The sequence below is a fragment of the Propionivibrio sp. genome, from assembly GCF_049316945.1.
Taxonomy (GTDB): domain Bacteria; phylum Pseudomonadota; class Gammaproteobacteria; order Burkholderiales; family Rhodocyclaceae; genus Propionivibrio.
Genome location: NZ_JBMOJE010000010.1, coordinates 53,824 through 76,311, shown reverse-complemented (window position 1 = coordinate 76,311; position 22,488 = coordinate 53,824). Strand labels below are relative to the sequence as shown.

18 protein-coding genes are annotated in these 22,488 nt (G+C 59.1%); 4 read left to right on the top strand and 14 right to left on the bottom strand.

The window, feature by feature from the left end; genetic code table 11:
* Positions 1 to 548, top strand: a 548-nt coding sequence (locus tag ACOYNV_RS04220; RefSeq protein ID WP_422898495.1) for a transposase, incomplete at its 5' end; no start/stop codon positions are given.
* Positions 549 to 719: 171 nt separating this feature from the next.
* Here ACOYNV_RS04220 and ACOYNV_RS04215 read toward each other — a convergent pair.
* The 12 genes from ACOYNV_RS04215 to ACOYNV_RS04160 form a co-directional block, all read right to left on the bottom strand.
* A complete protein-coding gene (locus ACOYNV_RS04215; RefSeq protein ID WP_422898496.1) occupies positions 720 to 1,994 on the bottom strand; it encodes a TAXI family TRAP transporter solute-binding subunit in 1,275 nt (424 codons plus the stop codon).
* Positions 1,995 to 2,162: 168 nt separating this feature from the next.
* Positions 2,163 to 3,311, bottom strand: coding sequence for a hypothetical protein (locus tag ACOYNV_RS04210; protein ID WP_422898494.1), 1,149 nt, complete (start codon positions 3,309 to 3,311; stop codon positions 2,163 to 2,165).
* 51 nt (positions 3,312 to 3,362) lie between these two features.
* Positions 3,363 to 4,322 carry a DUF2950 domain-containing protein gene (locus tag ACOYNV_RS04205; RefSeq protein WP_422898493.1) on the bottom strand — a complete coding sequence of 320 codons (960 nt, stop codon included), beginning with the start codon at positions 4,320 to 4,322 and terminating at the stop codon, positions 3,363 to 3,365.
* 10 nt (positions 4,323 to 4,332) lie between these two features.
* Positions 4,333 to 5,697: a DUF3300 domain-containing protein gene (locus tag ACOYNV_RS04200; RefSeq protein ID WP_422898492.1), complete on the bottom strand. Its 1,365-nt coding sequence runs from the start codon at positions 5,695 to 5,697 to the stop codon at positions 4,333 to 4,335.
* 122 nt (positions 5,698 to 5,819) lie between these two features.
* Complete coding sequence (locus ACOYNV_RS04195) at positions 5,820 to 6,290, bottom strand: hypothetical protein (protein ID WP_422898491.1); 471 nt, start codon at positions 6,288 to 6,290, stop codon at positions 5,820 to 5,822.
* A gap of 97 nt (positions 6,291 to 6,387) precedes the next feature.
* Positions 6,388 to 6,993: a hypothetical protein gene (locus ACOYNV_RS04190; RefSeq protein WP_422898490.1), complete on the bottom strand. Its 606-nt coding sequence runs from the start codon at positions 6,991 to 6,993 to the stop codon at positions 6,388 to 6,390.
* A gap of 68 nt (positions 6,994 to 7,061) precedes the next feature.
* The gene (locus tag ACOYNV_RS04185) at positions 7,062 to 7,634 is read right to left on the bottom strand and encodes a YSC84-related protein (protein WP_422898489.1); all 573 of its coding nucleotides are present in this window, start codon (positions 7,632 to 7,634) and stop codon (positions 7,062 to 7,064) included.
* 15 nt (positions 7,635 to 7,649) lie between these two features.
* Entirely contained in the window at positions 7,650 to 9,854 is a 2,205-nt protein-coding gene (locus ACOYNV_RS04180; RefSeq protein WP_422898488.1) for a patatin-like phospholipase family protein, read from the bottom strand.
* A 183-nt stretch (positions 9,855 to 10,037) separates the two neighbouring features.
* Positions 10,038 to 11,450 (bottom strand): efflux transporter outer membrane subunit, encoded by a 1,413-nt coding sequence (locus tag ACOYNV_RS04175; protein ID WP_422898487.1) that lies wholly within the window; start codon positions 11,448 to 11,450, stop codon positions 10,038 to 10,040.
* Entirely contained in the window at positions 11,443 to 14,628 is a 3,186-nt protein-coding gene (locus tag ACOYNV_RS04170) for an efflux RND transporter permease subunit (RefSeq protein WP_422898486.1), read from the bottom strand. Before ACOYNV_RS04170 ends, ACOYNV_RS04175 begins: the two co-directional genes overlap by 8 nt.
* A gap of 6 nt (positions 14,629 to 14,634) precedes the next feature.
* Positions 14,635 to 15,852 (bottom strand): efflux RND transporter periplasmic adaptor subunit, encoded by a 1,218-nt coding sequence (locus ACOYNV_RS04165; RefSeq protein ID WP_422898485.1) that lies wholly within the window; start codon positions 15,850 to 15,852, stop codon positions 14,635 to 14,637.
* Positions 15,853 to 15,983: 131 nt separating this feature from the next.
* Positions 15,984 to 16,811: a DUF3313 domain-containing protein gene (locus ACOYNV_RS04160; protein WP_422898484.1), complete on the bottom strand. Its 828-nt coding sequence runs from the start codon at positions 16,809 to 16,811 to the stop codon at positions 15,984 to 15,986.
* Between the two features lie 821 nt (positions 16,812 to 17,632).
* On the opposite strand from ACOYNV_RS04160, the gene ACOYNV_RS04155 reads away from it, so the two are divergent.
* The 3 genes from ACOYNV_RS04155 to ACOYNV_RS04145 all read left to right on the top strand — a co-directional run bounded on the left by ACOYNV_RS04155 (position 17,633) and on the right by ACOYNV_RS04145 (position 19,998).
* Positions 17,633 to 18,577: a hypothetical protein gene (locus ACOYNV_RS04155; protein ID WP_422898483.1), complete on the top strand. Its 945-nt coding sequence runs from the start codon at positions 17,633 to 17,635 to the stop codon at positions 18,575 to 18,577.
* Positions 18,574 to 19,473 carry a hypothetical protein gene (locus tag ACOYNV_RS04150; RefSeq protein WP_422898482.1) on the top strand — a complete coding sequence of 300 codons (900 nt, stop codon included), beginning with the start codon at positions 18,574 to 18,576 and terminating at the stop codon, positions 19,471 to 19,473. The genes ACOYNV_RS04155 and ACOYNV_RS04150 overlap by 4 nt, the downstream gene beginning before the upstream one ends.
* A 195-nt stretch (positions 19,474 to 19,668) precedes the next feature.
* Positions 19,669 to 19,998 carry a formylglycine-generating enzyme family protein gene (locus ACOYNV_RS04145; protein ID WP_422898481.1) on the top strand — a complete coding sequence of 110 codons (330 nt, stop codon included), beginning with the start codon at positions 19,669 to 19,671 and terminating at the stop codon, positions 19,996 to 19,998.
* Positions 19,999 to 20,516: 518 nt separating this feature from the next.
* Here ACOYNV_RS04145 and ACOYNV_RS04140 read toward each other — a convergent pair.
* Complete coding sequence (locus ACOYNV_RS04140) at positions 20,517 to 21,812, bottom strand: type II toxin-antitoxin system HipA family toxin (protein WP_422898480.1); 1,296 nt, start codon at positions 21,810 to 21,812, stop codon at positions 20,517 to 20,519.
* A gap of 2 nt (positions 21,813 to 21,814) precedes the next feature.
* The gene (locus ACOYNV_RS04135) at positions 21,815 to 22,132 is read right to left on the bottom strand and encodes a helix-turn-helix domain-containing protein (protein WP_422898479.1); all 318 of its coding nucleotides are present in this window, start codon (positions 22,130 to 22,132) and stop codon (positions 21,815 to 21,817) included.
* Between the last annotated feature and the right edge of the window lie 356 nt (positions 22,133 to 22,488).

The window sequence follows — 22,488 nt, the reverse complement described above, 5'->3', positions numbered from 1 at the left end:
CGCTACCGGCACCTTCCGCAAAATCGGCTCAACCCTACGGAATCGTTTGCAAACCATCCACTGTGCGTCTCGTGCGTCAGCTATTCGGAAACGAAGTCCGCGTACTCATCACTTCGCTCCTTGATCTTGTGCAGTATCCCGCTGCCGCATTCAGCGCGCTCTACCATTCCAGGTGGCGGATCGAAGAAGCATTCAAGCGCATCAAACACCGCCTTTCACTTGAACATACTTCAGGTTTGACCTGGCTTGCCGCGCAACAGGATTTTGCGGCCAAAATCCTTTGTGACAATATCAACGCTCTGGCCGTTTATGCCGCCGCTGACTCACTCGATGCTGACGTCCGTGGCCGTTACATCATCAACCGCGCTGATACCTTCGTCCAAATCAAGCGAACTCTCGGTCGTTGGCTCGTTTTCGGTCTCGACGCCCTCGCAAACATCGACACCGTCTTCAGTGAATTAATCCGTAATCTCGTCAGGGTAAAACCAAACCGATCATGCCCTCGAATATTTAAACAAAAGCCACATAAATCACATGCTTACAAATAATTACAATGACAAAAGAGTGTTACGTTGAGAGCATTGCCCCCAGCCCCCCTTGTCAGGGGGGAGTCAAGCGGTGCGGTCCGGTTGCCCCTCCCCTGACAAGGGGAGGTCGGGAGGGGTTTTGCAGCGGTTCCGACGTATATCGGTGACCATTTGCTGACAATATCGCTGCGCTTAAGTGAGCTTTCGTCTGCGTTCGATAAGAAGACGAATATGGGAAATGATGACCGCAACGCCGCTAATCCGGTCCGGCGCAATCTTTTCATGAACGAACCGCTCAAGCAGCCATCCCGATAGCGCATCAAGTTCTTCCTCGATGGCGCTTAACTGATCGAGAGGGACTGATTTTGCCTCGCGCATCATGGCCGGCAGGCGCGCGAGATTCTTTTGTATCTCATCAGGACGATGCCTCCGCCAGAAGCCGCTCAACCATAGCGCGAGCGAACCCAGCACACCGCCAATAATCGAAAAATTAAAAAGCTGGTTCATGGCCTGATCAAAAATTGTCTCCTGAGTGCCATCAATGTAGGCGGCGGCGCCCGGATGGGCGCGAAGCACACCTTTCTTGTCGGTGTCCGGCGCTTCAATCTGGCCGGCTTGCGGCAAAGTCGTGGCGAGCTTGGCTCGGGTTGTCAGCAGCAACCGCGTAATCTCGCCAGCGACGTCATTCAACATGGAATTTTTCGCCACCAGCCGAATGGCTACCGCTACCGTCGTCAAGTCTTCGCCAGGGATGGCGGGAGCCGCCAAAAACGCTCCTGGAGAAATGGTTATTTCTTCGTATAAAGGGTGCTGTGCGGCAATTTCCGTTGCTTCCAGATCAATCAATTTCGGCGGCTTGTTTGTCGCCTTGATGATTGCTTTTACGGCTTCTGCAATCGCCCCCGGTCCGGCGGAGCCGATGACGACAACAGCCGCCACCTGCTTGCTGCGCAGCGCTGCCCCGACATCGGCCTGCGCCGTCTTGGCGAGGTCGGTCGGTTTAATGCTGTAGAAATCCATTACCGTCCGCAGTAGTGGATCGTCGTCCGGCGTGCCTTCAAGAACAGCGATCTTTTTTCCGACAAGATCCTTCATTGATTTGGCGTGCGAATTGGCGGGAACAATAATGACCAGTGAAATTCGTCTTAATACTACAACCGTACCTCCACTGGCCGCTGCCGGGTGATCGCTGCGGACAACAGCGAGATCGAACTTGCCGCTTTGAAAAGCTTCGGCACTTTCCTGAAGGCTCCCGGCTTCCTCCAAAGCCAGGCGGACGCGGGGGTGCCCTTCCGCCACTTCACGTTTAAACGCCGCAATGAATTTTTGCCCAAAACTGCCGACCGGACCGGTCGCGATGTGAATCGTGTAGTGCGGCGAAAATACCCACGGATACCAGACCCAGGCAACGACACCAGCACCAAGGGCGATAATCAACAATCCCGCAATTGCTAACCTTTTAACCATTTTGGGTATCAGCATCCATTCGAATCATTTTTCATCATGTCGTCAAGCACGACCGCCCAGGGTACCAAGGTAAATTTGTTCTACCATCCGCCGTCATTCCGGGCTTGACCCGGAATGACGGTAAATCAATGGGTTATCGGCAGAACAAATTTACCGTGCCCAGGGTACCTAGGGTAAAGCCTTCTTGTCGCCGTCGTCCGTGAAATTGTAAAGGTGAGTGTTGTCCGCGGCTTCGCCGATCCTTGTGCCGCTCGGCTCGAACGGAAGATTCCGACGGAACTTCTCGCTATCCAGACTGGCGCTCCGGGTGGCCAGTTCGGCGGCCTCCGCGTAGCCTATTGGGTTCTTGCTCTTCTCTATCTCAAGCAGTTTCGTCTGGTCATTCACCCGCACGCTGTACTTGCCCATGTTGTAGAGGAGGTACATGGCGAAGAGGTTGTCGAAATCCTCGTACGCGCCCTCCTCCCTGCGAAAGTCCCGAGACAGAACCGAAGGAAAACGGTTGGGCAGGTCCTTGAACGCCACCCTTTCTTCCTCATGTGGATCCACGTAGGTCGAGCCGCTGTATTTCTTGTACAGCACCACGTCCATTCCGTACCCGCGCTTGTTCCACTCCTTGACGAGTTTCATTGCCATCTCGGTGGGAATATTGGCCTTGGCGGCCACTACCACCCTCCGCCGGGTGAATATCTTTGCGCTGGGGATATCCAGATCGCTGTACCCGGCACCAAATCTGAAAGCAGAACCAATGGTCTTGGCGCAGTTGAGGCGCATGTAGTCGTATTTGATTTCGCCGTCGTGGTACTCGGTATTTTTTGCCTGATGGTGATAGTCGTCATTGAGGCGACTGAAAAAAGCCATTACGGCGCCCTTCTCGCCAGCCGGCACGCCGTAAACGCGTACACCGATCACCGATCGCTTGTAAATTTCGCCGAAGTCGAGGCCAAACGAGGCGGTGTCACCGAGCGAAGATACCGTCTTGAACAGGTACTCCTTCTTCGGAACGCTGATCATCAGATCCTCGGTGTAGAAGCCGCTCTCGTGCCTGGGCGACCGGTCGGCATAGAAGTTGGCTGAGTAGACCCGATCATCGCCAAGAACTTCGTCCCGGACAGCCAAGGCAAGGTGCCCGGCCGAGCCGCCCTTGGAGGTGCCGAAACTGATCAGTAACTCCAGATCGTAGGGGTCCTGTCGAAGGAGGCTGGCAATCTCGTCGATGTTGACTGGTTCAGGCCCGCCCTTGCTGCCGAAGTCGGCGGCCGCCGTATCCGTTACGAACACAACAGCCGCCACCATGAACCAGGCCACTAACCTCATCCGCAATACTCCTTTCTCGACCAGAGCAAGCTCAAGCCAACTTGCGTTAACTCAAGACGGATCGTCTACCTTCTTCCAGGATGCATCCGGGTTGAATTCCTTGATCAGCGCAGCGTTCTTCCCGAGATTCTTTTGGTAAATATTCCCGTTATTGCTGACGATGAAGGTCATCACGCCGCTTACGCCCGGTTCGGCAGGATAGGCGACCATGGCAAAACCAGCGATCATGTGGCCGTTGATGACATAGTTGAATGCGCCCCCAGGAGCGTTCTTGCCCTGCCGCGTCAGGATTCGGAAGTGGTAGCCACGGAAAGCATCACCCGTTTTATGCCCTTTCAGATACTCCGCACTGGCTGCGATCAGCGGCCCGAAGGGGCTGGCTTCTTCGCCCTTGGCCGTATCCGCCGGCCAGAAGAGGCCATCCTGCTTGCCGGGCGAACTGCCCAGCTTCTGGGCGTACTCCAGCACATCGTCGCCATTACGGTCTTTGGCAGCGTACAGCCGCTGCGCATCGAGATAGGCGCGCAGAACAGCAATCGCTTCCCGCTCATTGGCACCGATCCGACGGTTGATGATTTCGTTTTCGCCCAGTTCGGTGGCAAAACGCCAGGAACCCTTTTCACGCACGAGCGGAATCGGCACCGGCCAGGCCTCGTCACCGATCAACAAGGTGCGACGATCAGGACCAGACTCTTCGAGCACATGAAAAGCCTGTAGCGCGGCCAGCGCTTTGGCCCGCGAAGCCGTGTTTTCCGCCCGATCCGGCGAAACCACCAGACGCTTGTGCTGCTCGCCGAAAATCGAGATCAACGCGGCATCGTCATCGGCCTTGAAAGCTGCGATCAGTGCACTCACCGCCTCGTCGGGCGTGGCAAAGGTCTGTTGTTCGGCAGCGATACCTAGCAACGGGATCGATAGCAGCATGGCCAGCACAAGGCCGCGAAGCGCCGACGCAAACCGTGAGAGTTGAATGAGCATGGAAATCCTTTTGGCAGTTTTGATATTAGTCATCTCGTTCTCCTTAACGACGGCCACCACCACCGCGACCTCCACCTCCGCCACCTCCGCCACCACCTCCGCCGCCACCCATGGAGGCACGACCACCGCCACCGCCTCCTCCGCCATAAGATGATGAACGACTTCCGCCACCGCCGCCCTGGAACGATTGCCCGCGCCCTGACGACGACATCGACTCGCGACTCGCCGCGCCACGCGAACTATCGGCTCGCGCAGCACCACCCGAGCCGTAGCCGCCAAAGGCATCTCCGCCACGGTTCTGAGCACTCCGATCGCCGGCCTGTGCAGAGGAAGGCGATCGGTCATTCAAGCCTGAACTCGGCCGTGATGCTGGCTGGGTTGAAGGTCGAGCGCCGCCGCCGGCCAGATTGCTTCCACCACCTACACCACCTACACCACCTACACCACCTACACCACCTACACCACCTACTCCACCAGCACCTGCTGCTCCGCCGCCACCCCGTTGTGCATCACCGACACGCGCCGTATTGCCCGTGCGACCCGCGCCGCTGCTGACTTGACCCGGTTTCTTTTCGGATTTCCAGGCCGTTCCCTGCGCTGAGGCACGGTTAACATTGGCGTTATTGATAGTTGTATTGCGGTTGACGTTGATATTGTTGTTGCCGCCCCCGTAGCCATAGTGTGTGGCATAGTGGCCACCACTCCACGCGGCGGTAATCGCTGCGCCCCAGATCAGGCCGGTAGCAAAGGCGGCGCCTGGCGCGTAGGGGTAGTAATAGACCGGATAAGGCGCCGGGTAATAGCCATAACTCGAATACCCACCTGAAACAACGATGGTCGAAGGGTTGTACTGCGGCACATAAATCACCTCAGGGTTGGCCTGAACCACCTGGATGACTTCCTTCTCCACAATGACCTTCTGCTTGTCGTCGGATTTCAGATTGCCCGCCGCTTGAACCTGGCGCCGAAAACGCTGAATGGCCGCCAGGACGGCGCCCTGATCGGCAACCACCGCTTCACCCAGGGCGGTCGTCCAATCGAGTTCATTACTCATTTTCTTGACCACATCGGGGTAGTTGAGAAGGGACTTGATCGACTCGTGCCAGGCTTCATTGATCGGCAGATTCTTGTCTTTCTTCCGCTTGTCGAGGAAACGATCCGCCTGCACGATGTCCAGCGGATAGGTCGCCCCTGGCAGGATGATACCGATCAGGTCATCCGGATAAAGTGCAATCGGCCCCACCAGTTGGTCGAGTTGGGCGGCGCTCATGGGCGGTGGGGCACCACCGCTGGCGGCCGGAGCCTGAGCGAAACTTCCGGCAGCAAAAAACAGCATCCACACCAAAAGTATTTTGCCAACAAGTGAGCGCATTTCCTTCCTGGCCAAGTTCAAACAAATGGTTTTCATCCCTGCAACCTCCTGTCGATTAACTCCCGCCGGGGTTGGCGGTGTAGCCGCAATTACAAGCTCAAGAGCACCAACCGGGAACGCTGGAGGAGCCGTTTGGTATTGGATGCGGTATTGATGGTTCATTTGACGGTGTATCCGCGACCTTCGAGGCACGCCGCACGCGCCTTACCGAAGCTTGCCTGTTGCTGCTGAGTGGCGGCCTGCTGCTGTTGCTGCCCCTGCTGTGCAGTAGCGGCATTTTGCCGGCGGCTTTGCCCACGTGCGGCAACGGCACCCACCGCCGCGCCGGTGCCGGCATCCCCGCCAAGGGCGCTACCCACAATCGCACCCCGTGCCGCACCACGCGCTCCCGCACCCGGGGTCGTTCCTGTTGCCGTCGTTGCTGGCTGTGCCGCAGCTTGCGCTGGCGGCGGCTTCGCGGGATCGAAACCGCTTTGCTGGACCGCCCAGGAATAGCAGTTCGCCTCGTCACTCTTTTGCTGCTGCGCTGACTGCCCCTTGGCCGGGTAAACAAATTGCTGCGCACTCGCCTCTGCGATCAGGGCAACAGACAACGCCAGCAGGTACAGGGTTCGTTTTGTCACTTTCATGTCAATATCCCGACTTTGAATTCGCTCTGGCAATCGACCCACTGTCGATGCCTCAGCGCCAAGGTGCCGCAGCCGCCTCTCGAAGTTCAGATTTTCTTTACTTCACTGCCTTGGCAGGCTTGGCTGCCCTGACGGAAATCACGGTGGCCTCGACATAGTTGGCCTCGACCTGATCGCCAACGGCTATATCCTTCAACATGGCTTTGTCCTTGACCTTCAAATCAAGCGTCCGTTGAGGGCCGCGCAAGGTGACCATTCCGGTTTTCTTGTTGACCGCCGTCACATCCGCGATTACCCGAACCTTCATGGCCTCTCCGCCCATCGGCTTCTCGCCTGGGTTGGCACTCACTGTTTCGCCACTCTCCGTACGTTGTCGTAACGCATTGCCACCCTTTTTCAATTCAAGCGCCAGTGACTGGACGAAGTTCAATGTCACGATATCGCCGACTTTCAACTGCGCAAAGTTTTTCACCTCGGGGCCGGCAACCAATGACAGTTCATTGCCGCTCCCGCCTTTGATGGTCACGCGCCGGGTTTCCTGGTCAATGGCAGTAATGGCACCTTGCAGGGTGACAGACTCGGCGGTCCGCACCGCGCCTTTCTCCTTCTGTACAACTACCGAACTAGTGGGTGCCATCTGCGCCAAGGCCAGTGAAGGTAAAACCGCGAGAACTGCAACAATCATTGAAAGCTTGTGTTTCATGGAAGACTCCTTGTAAAAATCAAAAAAATAACAAACCATCGATCATTGGCCCTGAATTGAACAGACCATCAATTCAAGTCATCGTTCTTGTAATACTTGGTTCCTTTGCCTGTAAGTTCGAGCGCCAACCCCTTGTCGGTCATCTGGTACATCCACACGCCAGGCATCACCGAAACAGCGCCCTGGTACGCCCCGCCTCGGCCCCCATCCGTTGCTGCCGCCGTGGCCTGCCCGCCAAACTCCCAGCCTGAGTTGACGAACTCGTTCAATGCCTTCTCCGTTTCAAAGATGAATACCACGCTGAATTTCTTGACGCCAAAACCCAGCCCGGCCTGGACCTCGACCATCTTCATGAAAACTTCCTTTTTGGTGGCGTTATTCACGGCCATTCCTGACCCGCCGCCGCCACCGGCTAAAAATAATTTCATGCCGAAGTTGCTGAACACGGCATAGCCGGCGGTCGAGGCGACGGCTCCTTTGGCCGAGGGACTGACACGATAGAGTTGGTTCAGGATCTTCTGGCTGGTCTTGCGCACTTCCGCCCGCTGCGCTTCCTTGCTGTCCTTGGCAAACGTTGGAGAACTGCCCAACAGGGTGAGGCTCAGGGCGAATGCGATGCTGACCAGGAATCTTCCAAGCATGATATTTCTCCTTTATCAGGGTGTTCCAAGAAACAGGTAAAAACTGGAGGCGCCGGCATCGGATCGCCCATAGCCAAGATAGACCGGCCCGATCGGTGTCTCACCGCCGAGGTAAACAGATGCTGAATTCATCCATCCCGTACGCTGCGTTTCAGTATAGGGTTTCCCGACCTTGCCGGTTTCGAGCGACATCCCGATGCGCATATCACCGCGCAGGCCCATCGGCAAGCGTCCGATAATTTTCTCGGCCCGAATGCCGGCGTAGCGAATGTCATCGCCAATCAACTGCCCCTCCGCAAAACCACCCAGGTTGTTGAGGCCGCCCAGAGTGCCGGCATCGTAGACTGGCAACTCGCCTTTGGGTGAGCCCTGATAGCTGAGTCTTGCGTTCAGCACATAATCCCCCAGGGAATAAGCGCCCATCAACTGGGCAAAAACCTTGCTGTAGCCTCCCTTTGACGAATCGAAATAAGCGAGCCGGGAAGACCAGCCAGAGGTGGGGAAATACAAACGATCCATCTGGTCAAAATCCAGTCCGGCGTAGGCCCCACCATAGGATCTGTCACCGCTGGCCGGAAACATGGGGGATGGAACCCCTGTCTCCAGACTCGCGTCCAGCCAGGTCTGCCGCCAGCCGACGCGTAGCTGTCCGAGCAGACCCACATTGACCCCTGCACCAACCGAAGCGTTGCCCTTGGTGACCCCGTATTCCGCCAGTTTCTTGTCATTCTGATAAATGTTGGTGGTACTTGCGTTATATGACGCCGATGACTCCAGAAAATAACGCTGCTTATCCTCAACCGGCTGATAGAGGTCCACGATCAGCCCATTATTTTGGCCAATTTGCCCAATGACGAGAAGTTCTCCCCCCAGGCTATTAAGCCAGGTCTTGTCGTAGGCAGCACGCAGGGTAAAGGATGAGTCCTGCTTGAAATCGGTATACAGATTCACGCCGAAGCGCAGGTAATCCGGTCCCCAGCTTTTTTCCACTGGCGTCACACGCAGGATGTTGCGATCCCGTTCGCTTAGCATTGAATAGTCCACACCCTCGAACCAGCCATCGCCGTAGGCACGCAACATGTCCTGATTGAGCTTCGCATCGTCGATCCGGTCTCCGGGCTTGACCCGCAGATGCCGCTCGACCGCCGACGGATTGACCACCTTCATCTGAGCAATCCGGATTTCGTCAATGGGCGGACCGTCATGCCCGTCTCTGCTGTATGCAATTTTTTGAGACCATGCGGCGTAGGTTTCTTCGCTCACCGAAAACGCTTTCAGACGCTCGGCCACTTCCTCCGCCGCCTTTTTACCGCGATCCGCCGTTTCCGAACTTTTGCTGAAATCACCGGCTGTAATCCCCTCCAGATCGGGCTTGATATAAATATCGGTCGGCTTGAGGGAGGCGATCGAACGGGTGACGTTCTGTTCGGTCAGGATATTGACCATCTGCACCGACACCGTGAGCAATGAACCGACATCTTCCGCTTTCATCAGTGGCGAGCCGACATTCACGGCAATCACGATATCGGCCTGACAACGCTCGCGCGCTTCGGCAATGGGCACGTTATCGACCAGCCCGCCATCGACCAGTTTGTGCCCCTGATGATCGACCGGTGCCATCAGGCCGGGAACCGACATGCTGGCGCGCATGGCCTTGGTCAAACTGCCCTCGCGAAACACCACCTTGTCGCCATTGCCGATATCGGTGGCGATGATCGACAAGGGCAAAGGCAGCGATTCGATGTTGCGCTCACCCTGATCTGAATGCACCAGGCGGTTGAAGAAAAGCTTGATCTTCTGCCCGGAGACAATCCCGCCCTGATAGGTAATGCCCTTTTCGCCCATCCCGGTTTCAGAACCCGGCATGAAACGCGTTGAAATGCTCTTGTTGCGGTAATTGATCTCGGAGTACTTGGGGTTGTCCTGGAACATGTCGTTCCAGTCGGCCTTGGCCAGTTCCGAGCGCATTTCGGCCGGTGACAGCCCGGCGGCATAAGCACCGGAAACCAGCGCACCCATGCTGGTCCCCGCCACGCAATCGACCGGCACGCGCAGCTTCTCCAAAACCTCGAGCACACCGATATGCGCTGCTCCGCGCGCCCCGCCACCACCGAGAACCAGACCGATGCGCGGTCGCGTTCCTTCGGCGGCATGAGCCAGCGCTCCGATGACAAGCAAACCGGCAAGCGCCACATTCAGAAAACCAGAACGAGTATTCATGCCATCCCGGTACGTCGTAAATGATGCAATAAGGATTTCACTGGAAAAATTTATTTCAGATTCGCACAACAGCCTGCAAGCCAATGAATACGGCCATCTTCAGGCACGATTCAATGGAAGCCACCATTCACGGTGCTCCCAGGGGATACCCACTGCAGATCGCCGATTGACGCGCCTTCCAGCCTACTTCCCGGCCGCCGGTGGAGCACTCATCTTCTCCGCCTCGGCCACCCAGCCGCCGCCCATCGCCTTGTACAGATTGACCATCGCCTGCAACTGCGTCTGCTGCGTTTGCGTGTATTGCAACTGGGCGTTGAACAGGCTGCGCTCGGCGTCGAGCACCTCGAGAAAACTGGTATAGCCATTGTCGTAGCGCAAGCGCGCGGTTTCCGCGTACTGCACCAGCGCCTCGACCTGCCGGCCTTGGGCGGCCAGTTGGACGCGCGTCCGGTCCTGATCGATCAGCGAATCATTGACTTCGCCAAAAGCGTTCTGAATCGTCTTCTGGTAAGAGAACAGCGCCTGTTGTTGCTGCGCTTCGGCGACCAGCAACTGCCCGGCGAGGCTGCCGCCCGTGAAGATCGGCAGGTTGACTGCGCCGGCGTACTGCCAGATGCGCGATGAGGCATTGAACAGGTTCGACAGGCTGCCGCTGGCCACGCCAAAAAGGCCGGTCAGCGAAATGCTCGGGAAGTAGGAGGCCTTGGCGGCGCCGATCAGCGCATTGGCCGCGATCAGCTGTTGTTCCGCCTGGCGGATGTCCGGGCGACGCTCCAGCAGGCTGGACGGCAGACCTTCCGGAATGGTCGGCAGGTTCAACTGGTCGATGCTCTTGCCGCGCGCAATCGGCCCGGGATTGCGGCCAAGCAGCAGGCTCAGCGAGTTTTCCTGCTGGGCGATCGATTTTTCGAGCGATGGAATGGTGGCCAGCGCTTCCTCGTACTGCGACTTGTTCTGGCTCAGTTCGAGCAACGAGATGACGCCGCCCTCGAAGCGATCCTGGAATATCTTGTAGGACGCACCACGGGCTTCTGCCGTGCTGGTCGAGATTTCAAGCTGCCGATCGAGGTCGCGCAGGTTGATGTAGGCGGTGGCCACGTTGCCAACCAGCGACAGAATGACGCCCTGCTTGCCTTCCTCGCTGGCGACGATCTGCGCGCGTGCCGCTTCGCTCTGGCGGCGGATCTTGCCCCACAGGTCGATTTCCCAACTGGCGCTGAGCAGCGCGTCGTAGGTGTTGTAGGTTCCCTTGACGGTGGTTCCGGGAATAGTGCTTTTCTGTTTGGCGACGTTGTATCCGGCGCCGAGCTGCGGAAAGAGCTGGGAACGGGTGATGCCGTATTGCCCGGCGAACTCCTCGATGCGTGCACTGGCGATCATCAGGTCCTTGTTCTCGCGCAGCGCGGTGGCCACCAGGTCGTTCAGCACCGGATCGTTGAACTGTTCCCACCACGCAGTATTGGCCAGATCCCTGGCCGCCTGGTCGCTGACGCGCCAGGCCGGCGGGGTGTCCACCGTCGGGCGGAAGTAGTCGGGGCCGATCATGCAGCCGCTGAGCAGCAGGGCCAGCAAACTGGCCAGGGCAGTTTTACGCATGTTCGCCGCCCTCCTTGGTGGTGGTATGGGTGGCATCCGCCGGTTTCTTGTTGTCCGGTGGCTGCACCTCGCCCTTGTGGCCGAGTTTCTCGACGACGTAGAAGGTGACCGGGACGATGAAGATGGCGATGAACGAGGCGGCCAGCATGCCGCCGATCACCGTGCTGCCCATCACCTGCCGCGAAATCGAGCCGGCGCCCTGGGCAATGGCCAGCGGCACACAGCCGAGGATGAAGGCGAACGAGGTCATCAGGATCGGCCGCAACCTCAAGCGCGCACCCTCGAGGGTGGCTTCGATCAGCGTGCGCTCGCCTTTCTCGGCTTCCATCTTGGCGAACTCGACGATCAGGATGGCGTTCTTGGCGGCCAGGCCGATCAGCATGACCAGGCCGATCTGCGCGTAGACGTTGTTTTCCTGTCCGCGCAACAGCAGGGCCGCAAAGGCACCGGCCACCGCGATCGGCGTGCCGAGCAGCACCGAGAAAGGCAACGACCAGCTTTCGTACTGCGCGGCCAGGATCAGGAAGACGCAGAGCAGCGAGAAGGCGAAGATAACCATCGGCGAAATGCCTTCCTGGGCTTTCTTCTCCTGAAACGACATGCCCATGTAGTCGTAGCCCATTTCCTTGGGCATGGTTTCGGCGAAGACTTCCTCGAGCGCCCGCATGACCTGCGCCGAGCTGACGCCGGGCGCGCCGGAGGCGTTGATCTGGGAACTGCGGTAGAGGTTGTAGCGCATGGTGAATTCCGGCCCGGAGATATGCCGGATCGAGGTCAGCGCCGAGAGCGGGACGGTTTCGCCCTTGGCGTTGCGCACGTAGAACTGGCCGATATTCTCGATGTTCGTCCGGTAATCGCCTTCGGCCTGGATATAGACCTGCCACTGCCGCCCGAAGCGGTTGAAGTAGTTGATGAAACCGCTGCCGAGGAAGCTTTGCAGCGTCTTGAATACGTCGCCGATATTGACGCCCTGCTTGAGCACCTGGTCACGGTCGACGTCAATGAATATCTGCGGCACTGTGGGACGGAAGGTGGTGGAAACGCCGACCAGTTCAGGGCGCTTTTTGGCGGCTTCGATGAACTTGGTGGTGTTCTCGGCGAGGAACTCGATGTCCTTGCCGGCGCGATCTTCGAGGATGAAGGTGGCGCCGCCCGAGGTGCCGACACCGGGAATGGCCGGCGGCGGGAAGGCGAAGCCAATGGCGCCGCTCAGACCGCCGAGCTTTTGCGTCAGCGCGGCCTTGATGGCGCCGTACTGTTCCTCCGGCGCCTTGCGCTCGGACCAGTCCTTGAGGGTGATGAAGAAAAAGGCGCTGTAGGTATTCGAGACCTGGCTGAGCATGCTGTAGCCGACGACGGTGGTGGCGTATTTGACGCCCGGCGTGGCCATGATCAGTTCTTCGGCCTGCCGGGCGATTTCGCTGGTGCGTTGCAGGGAGGCGCCGTCAGGGAGCTGGACGCCGCCAAAGACGTAGCCTTGGTCTTCGTCGGGCAGGAAGCCGGCCGGCACGATCTTGCCGAAGAAGCCGGCCGAGGCGGCGACGGCGACCAGGAAGACGAGGCTGAGCAGGCTCTTGCGGATGGCGAAGCGGCAGACTCCGACGTAGCCGTCGGTGACGCGGCCGAAGCCGCGGTTGAACCAGTCGTAAAACTTCTGCAGCGGTCCCGTACCCTTGACCTTCGGCTTGAGGAGCAGGGCGCACAGTGCCGGGCTGAGGGTCAGCGCGTTGAACGCGGAGATGATCACCGAGATGGCGATGGTCACGGCGAACTGCTGGTAGAGCTGGCCGGTGATGCCGGGGATGAAGGCCGTTGGCACAAACACTGCTGCCAGGATGACGGCGATGGCGATCACCGGGCCGGTGACTTCCTCCATGGCCCGCAGCGTCGCTTCCTTCGGCGTCATGCCGTGTTCAATGTGGTGTTCGACGGCTTCGACGACGACGATGGCGTCATCGACGACGAGGCCGATGGCCAGCACCAGTCCGAACAGCGAGAGGGTGTTGATCGAGAAGCCGAAGGCCGGGAACAGCATGAAGGTGCCGACCAGTGACACCGGCACGGCAAGCAGCGGGATCAGCGTGGCGCGCCAGCCCTGCAGGAAGACGAAGACGACGAGGATGACCAGGAGCAGGGCTTCGATCAGCGTACTCTTGATTTCCTTGATGCCTTCGGTCACCGACAGCGTGGTGTCGAGGGCGACGACGTAGTCGAGGTCGGGCGGGAAGCTTTCCTTGATCTTTTCCATCATCTTCTTGGCGCCGCCGGCGGCTTCCAGGGCGTTGGCGCCGGGCAACTGGTAGAGGGCGACGAGCGCCGCCGGCTTGCCGTTGAGCCGGCCTTGCTGGCTGTAGGATTGGGCGCCGAGTTCGATGCGCGCGACGTCCTTGACGCGAACGATGGAGCCATCGGTATTGGCGCGCAGGACCACTTCGCCGAATTCTTCCGGACTTTGCAGGCGCCCTTGCGCGCGTACCGCGTAGGTGAATTCCTGGCCTTTCGGCACCGGTTCGGCGCCGACCGTGCCGGCCGGGTTGACGGTGTTCTGGGAATTGACGGCGTTGACGATTTCCGGGATCGTGATGTTCAGCTTGGCCAACTGGTCGGGGCTGACCCACAGGCGCATGGCGTACTGGCCGGCACCGAATATGGTGATGCTGGCGATGCCCTTGACGCGGGTCATCTGGTCGTTGATGTTGATGTAGGCGTAGTTGGCCAGGAAGATGTTGTCGTAGGTGCCGTTCGGCGAGTAGAGGGCGAACATGATGAGCGGCGAGGACGTCGATTTCTGCACGGTGACGCCGTAGTTGGTGACGTCGGCGGGCAGTTGCGAGGCGGCCTGCCCTTGCCGCATCTGGGCCAGTAGCTGGTCGGTGTTGGCGTTGGTGGCAATGTCGAAGTTCACCGTCAGCGTCGACTGGCCGTTGTTGGCGTTGATCGAATACATGTAGTTCATGTTGTCGACGCCGGACATCTGCTGCTCGATCGGGGTGGCCACCGCCTGTTCGACGGTCAGCGCATCGGCGCCGGTGTAGGTACTGTTGACCTTGATTTCGGGCGGGACGATGTTGGGGAACTGGGCGATGGGCAGGCCGGACATGGCGACTAGCCCGATGATGGTCATCAGGATCGAGATGACCATCGCCACGATCGGGCGGTTGATGAAGAACTTGGACATGGCGGCTTACCCCTTGTCCGCGGGCTGCGCTGGCTTGGCGTCGGTGTTCGCGCCGGGGCTGGCGCCGGGGGTGGCTTCGGGGGCGTAGGGTTTGGGATTGACGATGGCGCCGGGGCGGACTTTCTGCGTTCCTTCGACGACGATGGTTTCTCCGTGCTTGAGCCCTTCGCTGATGATCCAGTCCGAGCCGATGCGTTCGCCGGGCTTGACCGGGCGGATTTCGACCTTGTTGCCTTCGCCGACGACGGCGATCAGGTATTTGCCCTGGATGTCGGTGACGGCGCGCTGGGGGACGAGCAGGGCGTCCTTGTGCACGGCGAAGGTGGCGCGGATCTTGGCGAACTGGCCGGGGCGCAGGCGTGAGTCGGGGTTGGGGAACAGCGCGCCGACCTTGAAGGTGCCGGTGGTCGGGTCGACCTGCCGGTTGAACAGGCTGAACTTGCCGGTTTTCGGGTAGGTGCTGCCGTCAAGCAGGATGAGGGCCAGCGGGATGTTTTCGGGTTTGCCCCGGGTGCCGGCGGTTTCCAGGAACTTCAGGTACTCGCGCTCGCTGATGTTGATGTAGACCTTGATCGGGTTGACGGTCGAGACGGTGGTCAGTTCGGTCGGCGAGCCGGGGCTGAGCAGGTCGCCGATCTGGGCCTTGGCCAGCCCGGCGATGCCGTCGATCGGGGAGACGATGCGGGTGAAGCCGAGGTTGAGCTTGGCGGTGTCGAGCGCGGCGATGGCCTGGTCGAGCAGGGCGCGGGCTTGCAGTTCGGAGCCGGTGGCGTCGTCGAGATCCTTGCGGCTGAGCGCGTTCTTTTCGGCCAGTGGCTTGACCCGCGCCAGGTTGGCGGCGGCGGTGGCGTAGTTGGCCTGCTGCTGGCTGCGCGCGGCCTTGGCCTGGTCGACGGTGGCCTGGAAGGTGCGCGGGTCAATTTCGAAGAGCGTCTGCCCTTTCTTGACGGCGTCGCCTTCGCGGTAGTTCTGCTTGATCAGGTAGCCGGTAACTTGCGGGCGGATGGTGGCGTTGACGTCGCCGTCAAGACTGCCGACCCATTCGCGGTAGATCGGGACGTCCTTTTGCGTGACGGTGATGACGTCGACAACCTGTGGCAACGGCGGGGGCGGGGTGGACTTGCCACAGGCCGAGGTGAATAGCAGGGCCAGGATGGCGAACGCGATGGTGGTTTTACGGAGTGCGCTCGCACCAAGGAAATGTGGTAATTCGCTGCGCTTCATGACCGCTCCCAGTATGGACATTTCGTAGAATGTTAACATAAGAAAACTTGATAAGTTACGAGTGCAGTGAACGATTGTTTTGTCATGCTGTCAGGCGAAGCGGATAAATTGTCAGCTCACTTGTTGTCAGCTCACTTCGACAAGGGTTGTGGGTTGCGCAATTCAGCGAAACGCTGCGCAACAAGCAGTGACCATTTGTCAAAAGCATTCTTGGCGTACGACCAGGCCTGGAACGAGTTCAGGTAGCCGTTTGCCCAGGTCTTTGCTGCGCCATCCGCACCCGAATTGACGTCGGCGGCGTACTTGCGCCCGATCTGGGTGTCCCTGCACTCACCGAGAACGGTGCCCGATACGCCATCACGAAACTGCATCTCCATGCTGGTCTCTCCCAGATAGGGTGTGGACCCCGCTGGCCTGCCAGTGGCCACGCCGGAGCCTGCTTCGGCAACAAAGGCGAATGGGATCAGCGTGCCGGCAACGCTGTTGCTCACCTTGGTCGGCACCAGATTGGTCAACGCGATCCGGATGACCACGACACCCGCTCCCGGCTGGTCGACGATCTGCATCTGCGGCTTCAGCGCCTTGACCAGCGAGTCGTGGAAGTAGTCGGTGAGCGTCTTCAGGTCGGCAGGATCGATCATCTGCTCTTCGCTACCGTCTTTAGGCGGTGCGAGCGATACGAAGATGCGTGAGAACAGCGCCTTGTCGTAGTTCCTGGCATCAAGCTTGGGGTTGCGCCAGCACTCGATCCCTTCACCCCACGCGGTTGGTTTCAATTTCGCGTAGTCGGACAAAAAGCCGCTCTTGGTCATGCGTGTCTTGTCAGAGGCGGTTACGTTGGCGCCGCTCGATGCCGCATTATCGGTCGCGCAGCCAGAGAGAAGAGTGCCGGCGGCAAGAACAACCATACCCATGGCACGTACATCAACCGACCGATCAAGAATGCGTGGTATTTTCATGATTACTCACTGAATAAATGGTGTTATGAATCATTGGCCAGGAAACCAGCCCAAGTCGAACGCCCGCTCAGCGGCCCGCGCCCAACTCTGCTTGCCGTGACGCCTGTCCGTACCCGGCTCCTAGCGTAGATTAGTCGTTAATCGAAGTGCTGTGACCTCGGGATATTACGGGGTGTTTATCTGTGAAACTACGAGGCTCACGGGCCGCAGGGTCGCACAGGTTGCGCAGAAAAAACCTTGAACAATCCGGATTGAACCTGGAGGAATAAACAGGGCTACTGCCCTGAAAGCCTCATGGGACGGCAATCTACACCTTATACGCCTGAAGAGTGGCGTATTCACTGGATCTTCAGCATGTATCATCGTAGAACGCCAATTCACAAGGCTCTCAGCTTGGCAAAAGGGTAAATTTGTTTGGCTATGTGTATAACGTGGTTGGAAACGCCAAAGTTTTTGCCGGTTGTTTTGACCATCAACAAATTTGCGCTTGGTTGGAATTTAGTGGCCGATGGATATGATCGCTTTAGGTGCTGTGGTTGGAAATTGCAGAAATGCGCAAACAGTTATACATTTGGAATTGCTACCCAACCGGCCACTTCCGACCCGTTGCAGACATTCGCAGCCTCATTACCGAGCGACGGCTTAGCTGCACGAAGCGGACACACCGGTTCAGCAAAGTAGCACGCTCATCGGCCCGATGAAATCGGTGATCGAGTATTTGCCAACTGTGCTTACATTCCCAGGGTCATTATTGGAAAGCCGGTCAAGTCATGCAGGAGGCTACAATGACCGGATTCTAACCTGTGCATGACCCGGCCACCATGGTGCCATTTTCCTTCGATCCGTTCAGCAGTTACGCCTTCGCCAACAGTCAGGAGCCGGCAAACAAGTATGGTCTGGCGCAGATATGGCTGGAGCCGGCGGAACGTATCGCAGCGATCAAGCCATTTGCTCCCTTCGATATTCGTCAGGCTTCGTCGCGCGAGCAGACCGCCTACTGGGTGAGCTTCGCCTACCGCTTGCGAATGGAAGGGCTGGTCATTGCCATCCCGTTGCTGGAAGCGCTGCAGGACGTTGCCAGCCAGCGCATGCTGCGGGCTTTGCTCGCCTCGCCACCGTCTGCCCGCGACTTCCGTCAGCGCGTCAAGCCATACCGGGAACAGGTGTTGCGGGAGGAATCAGCGCGTTTTGCCATGATCCGCAAGGCGGCACTGGCCGTATTCCGTGGCCGGGACGCGAGGGCAGTGCTTGCTGGATTGACTGACGAAGAGCGCTTGCTGGCGCAGGCTCGAAGCGACGAACTCTGGCAGCAGGAAAAGGAACGCCCACCTCCGCACAGCACACCCAGCCCGTCGTTTCATGTACCGGCCAGAGCGAGTCACGTCGAATTGGCGGCGCTGTTCCACTTCCTTGATCGCGCTTTCCGGGAGGGGGAGCAAATCTGGTCGGTGGAGTGTTATATCGATTTTGGCGACGGCACCGTCTCGCCCTATGCCGAACCCTTTCTCGACTATGCGCTCAGCCAGGCGGGCCATAATTATCGAGCGGCGGCAATGGTGAGCGCGAATCTCAGGCAACGCGAAAAAGCCTTGCTGCACGCGCTTGCCAACCGTCTGGATGCGCTGACGGCCTATTTCGTCGAGCTGCTGAACGACGAAACCAGCCCCGAGCATCTGCTAAGCCGACTGAACAGCTACTGGCCGGAAGACGCCTTCGCCAATGCCCGTCAACTGCGTGATCAAGGGGAAGGCGAGGCCACCCGATGACTACGTCGCACTGCGCGCCGGAACGCTGCTTTGCCGCCATCCTGGCACTTTACGCGACACCGCCGACCGTACCGCTCGATCTGGCCCGCATCGCCCGCCATTGGCCGCGCCCGTTGGCGATGCGCCTGCTTTCCGGCCTGCCGACCGATTGCGCCGTCGCCAGCCTGCTGGTGCTGCCCAGCCGATTAGAAACCGCCCGCGTCGGCCAGTTGCTGCGCGCCATGGCGCTGGACGGAGCAGCCGACTCGGCCGTTTCCCGCACACTCCGCGCCCTGGCCCAAGTCAATTTCGCTCGGGCGGCCACGTTACGCCGGGACATGGAATGGGAAGCGCAAGACGCGGCATTCTTTCCCGCCGAGCGTGTGCTGCCGGGTGACGAACTCCCGCTGCATCTGGCGCTACTGGCCGACGCGTTGTGGGACGACCTGCCGCTCCCCTGCTTCTACCGCCTGCCGGCGCCGAAGGATCATCCCGACACCTGGCCGGAACCTGCCGCCGCCAGTGTGCCGATCGAACTGCCCGAAGCAATTGTCACCGGCACCGCCACCCACGCACTTCGCGCCGGCCTCGAATGGCTGCATCTCTGGCGGCTGGATGCGGCGCTGGCCGAGCTTGTCTGGCAATCGGTGCCTGCCGGGCAAGCGCAAGGCTGGATCGAGGCCTTGCAGGAAGTCACCCGACCGGACAGCAGCGAAGCGCTGCCCTACGACATGGTGGTGCTGGAACATGTCATGGACGAACACGAAAGTTTCCTGTCCCAGCTCGAAGTCGATGCCCTGCTGCGCCCGCTCTGCGATTCGCCCGATACCGACGCGCCGCAGCGCTACACCGAAGACGTGCGAAGCTTGATTCAAGGGGCAGTGCAGGCGTGGTTGAAGCGGGCAGGACGTGGGTAGCCGATCCGGTTTGACCAGACCAGGCAGGAGGCGGGATGGCAGAGCAATCTCCCGGCAATCCGTCGCTTAACTGAGCTATGGCTCGCCTCGTGGCGTTTCCTGTTGATGAACGTGAAGCCCGCCGTGGATGGGCGCGCATAGAATTTTCTGCTCAATCCGCTGCATCCCAAAGCACCGGACTGCCGCATCCTTTCGATGCACGTTATCCGTTTGACGACCGGTTGCTCGGCTGGGCTGAGCGGGAATAGGGGTATTTTTACGGTAAGTGAAAATTTATCAATTGGTCTGTACGACATGATCGGCAACGCCTGGGAATGGACAGAGGACTGCTGGAACAAGAGCTACGCCGGAGCGCCGAGTGATGGCAGTGCGTGGACGACGGGAGAATGTTCTGTCGGGCGCGTGCTGCGGGGCGGCTCCTGGAGCAACGGTCCAGCGGACGCCCGCGCAGCCCTCCGCTACAGGGACGGCGCGTCGATCCGGTACATCTTCGCGGGGTTCCGTCCCGCCAGGATGCTTCCGTAAACGGAAGCTTAGACCTTGCTTCTTTACCCCTTTACCCCTTGAATGGAGAAGCACGAAGCGACGGAGCGCCGGGTTACCGGGGTGCAGGGGCATCACCCCTGTCGGCGTTTTTTTTGGGCATAAGTCCGTAGGGTGCACTAAGCGGAGCGCATCCACCAAGTCTCGGAGATACTATCGGTGGGTGCGCTGCGCTTATCCACCCTACAAATATATTGGTACGCTTGAATTTTCGCGATCCATCACATGTGTTGATATCGCAATCCAGCCCGTAGGGTGCACTAAGCGTAGCGCATTGCACCAGCGGCGATTTGTGCCCCCAAGGGATTTCCTGCCGGTGCAATGCGCTTTGCTTATTGCACCCTACAATGTCGCAAGCGCATGGACAGGCGATCTGCCAGCAACCTGAGCCGGTCGAGCGGGAACCAAAAAGCCCTGCGGCGCGCTCTGGTTTTCCCCCTCTCCCCCAACCCCACAAGTGGGCGAGGGGAGAATTGCGCGAAGCCCGTAGGATGTAGTTTTCAGCGAAGCAGGGTTTCCGCAATGCGCATCTGTTCATTCTCAAAGGCTGGGGCGAAGTCCTCCAGGTCCTGGAGCGACATGCCCACCTCGGCGAACGTAGCTACCTGACGCCACCCCAGCACGGCCGTGAACACCTCGCCCAGCACCCGGCGGGTGGCTGCGGCGTCGAGCCTGAAATAACTGGCGCGGTCGACTATGGCCGTAATCGAATCGACTGGCCCGTAGGCCTCATCCAGCCAAAGCTTCAGCTCCTGGTCTTTATCCGGGAATGGATTGATGTCGAAGGCCGGCGCCAGGCGCCACTGGCCATGCTCGACATGCAAGAAACCGTGGTTGTGCACGTGGTCGTCGACATTGGTGATCAGCAGGTTGAACGCCAGCCGGCGCCATAGCTCTTCCAGGTCCTGGTTCGGCTGAATACTTTTCGCGATGATGGCGTCCGCAATCTCCGTGTAGGCATGGTCATCCTCTCGGGAGGCTTGGATCATGGAGCCGGCAGACAGGTAAGGAATGCGACCGCCATTTAGCCGGTCGAACCGGCGAATGAGCGCGACCGGGATGTCGTCTGACATCACCACGCGCGACCCCGCTACCGAGATGCCGGCCGCATTAGCCAGGTGCAAGGCAAGCACCTCGCCGCGGGTGACACTACGGTCATCCTTTACGCTGGGAAACTTGCCAATCGCCAGGTGGCCATCTTCATCAACGATGGTGCACTTCGGGCGCATGCCACCCAGGGAGGTTCCCCGGCCGCGCAGGTAGCGCAGGTCCGCTTCGGTTTCCTTGTTCATCTCGACGGCGCGTGTGGCGGCCATCATTTGCGCGAGCTCCAACAATGGCGGGGTGCCTCGGCCGTCATCTTCAAGGGTACGCAGGAACCGGCCGCGGTCATCCATTAGTCGGATGGCGCCGATACGGCTCATATCGTCCACGCCACGCAGGTAATCCATCTCGGTGAGAGAAGCGCTCGGTACCGGCTCGCCGGCGGCCTGGGCCGCTTTGCGCCGCTTTGCGTGGTCGCGCGCAATAACCCGGCAGCCCCAGCCATCGGGCTCCGTGTCTGCAAACGCGAAGTGGAAGATGGAGTCTTCCTTTGAAGGCGCCTTGCGGAACTGGTGGCCGGCGATGAGAGGTAGGTCCGGCGAAATCTCGAACCTGCTTGCATCGGAAAGCCAGGACTCACCGTACGCGAATGTCGAGTATTCACGTTTCCCGTCTTTGCCGTAGGTCAACGACCCCAAGGAGAGGGCGGCCTCACCCAAGGCAACCTGCACGGTCTGCTGGATGGTGGCCATGCTTACAGCGCTCCAGTAGGCGGTTTCCCGCCCTTGCTACGAATGCGCTGAGGCAGCTGCTCGTTCATCAGCGACAGGCCAATTTCATCGTTTGCGGTATCGAGCAGGCTGTTTATTTTTTCCAGCTCACCCAGCACGAAAAGTGCCTGAGCAACCAGCCCGACACTGATACGCGAATCGCCCTTCTCCAATCGACGGAGGGTGGCCACCGAAGTCTGCACGCGCTCTGCCATCGACGCCTGCGTAAATCTGCGGCGCCGACGAGCCAGTGCCAGGTCATGCCCAAGCTTCTTCAATGCTCGCGCAACCGGCAACGGCAATAGCTTATCGCTTACGTATGAGCTGTTTTGCTTTCTAAAAGGTTCCATGTGAGCGCTTATCATTAAACTAGGTCAATGAGAACATTATCAACTACAGCATGGATTCCGTCAAGCACCTGGATGGTTAAACGCTTACTTATAATCGCTTATACAAGATTTAGGAGCACATGTGAGTGGTTACGCCCTTGGCGGTGATGCAACAGTTGTTCGGGCAGGGCGGAAACCGCATCGAGAACCGCCGACAGACTTCCGCTGGTGTCCAGTTGACGTCCCCGGCCTAAAGAGACCGGCATCTGGGCGGCCATAAACAAAGGCGCTCCTCTTTCGAAGATCGCCTTGAGCGTATATCAACTACT

What these genes read in the sequence shown, in the direction of transcription:
- ACOYNV_RS04215 (WP_422898496.1), bottom strand. Translation starts at nt 1,994, where the DNA reads ATGGTTAAAAGGTTAGCAATTGCGGGATTGTTGATTATCGCCCTTGGT.
- ACOYNV_RS04210 (WP_422898494.1), bottom strand. Translation starts at nt 3,311, where the DNA reads ATGAGGTTAGTGGCCTGGTTCATGGTGGCGGCTGTTGTGTTCGTAACG.
- ACOYNV_RS04205 (WP_422898493.1), bottom strand. Translation starts at nt 4,322, where the DNA reads ATGACTAATATCAAAACTGCCAAAAGGATTTCCATGCTCATTCAACTC.
- ACOYNV_RS04200 (WP_422898492.1), bottom strand. Translation starts at nt 5,697, where the DNA reads ATGAAAACCATTTGTTTGAACTTGGCCAGGAAGGAAATGCGCTCACTT.
- ACOYNV_RS04195 (WP_422898491.1), bottom strand. Translation starts at nt 6,290, where the DNA reads ATGAAAGTGACAAAACGAACCCTGTACCTGCTGGCGTTGTCTGTTGCC.
- ACOYNV_RS04190 (WP_422898490.1), bottom strand. Translation starts at nt 6,993, where the DNA reads ATGAAACACAAGCTTTCAATGATTGTTGCAGTTCTCGCGGTTTTACCT.
- ACOYNV_RS04185 (WP_422898489.1), bottom strand. Translation starts at nt 7,634, where the DNA reads ATGCTTGGAAGATTCCTGGTCAGCATCGCATTCGCCCTGAGCCTCACC.
- ACOYNV_RS04180 (WP_422898488.1), bottom strand. Translation starts at nt 9,854, where the DNA reads ATGAATACTCGTTCTGGTTTTCTGAATGTGGCGCTTGCCGGTTTGCTT.
- ACOYNV_RS04175 (WP_422898487.1), bottom strand. Translation starts at nt 11,450, where the DNA reads ATGCGTAAAACTGCCCTGGCCAGTTTGCTGGCCCTGCTGCTCAGCGGC.
- ACOYNV_RS04170 (WP_422898486.1), bottom strand. Translation starts at nt 14,628, where the DNA reads ATGTCCAAGTTCTTCATCAACCGCCCGATCGTGGCGATGGTCATCTCG.
- ACOYNV_RS04165 (WP_422898485.1), bottom strand. Translation starts at nt 15,852, where the DNA reads ATGAAGCGCAGCGAATTACCACATTTCCTTGGTGCGAGCGCACTCCGT.
- ACOYNV_RS04160 (WP_422898484.1), bottom strand. Translation starts at nt 16,811, where the DNA reads ATGAAAATACCACGCATTCTTGATCGGTCGGTTGATGTACGTGCCATG.
- ACOYNV_RS04155 (WP_422898483.1), top strand. Translation starts at nt 17,633, where the DNA reads ATGGTGCCATTTTCCTTCGATCCGTTCAGCAGTTACGCCTTCGCCAAC.
- ACOYNV_RS04150 (WP_422898482.1), top strand. Translation starts at nt 18,574, where the DNA reads ATGACTACGTCGCACTGCGCGCCGGAACGCTGCTTTGCCGCCATCCTG.
- ACOYNV_RS04145 (WP_422898481.1), top strand. Translation starts at nt 19,669, where the DNA reads ATGCACGTTATCCGTTTGACGACCGGTTGCTCGGCTGGGCTGAGCGGG.
- ACOYNV_RS04140 (WP_422898480.1), bottom strand. Translation starts at nt 21,812, where the DNA reads ATGGCCACCATCCAGCAGACCGTGCAGGTTGCCTTGGGTGAGGCCGCC.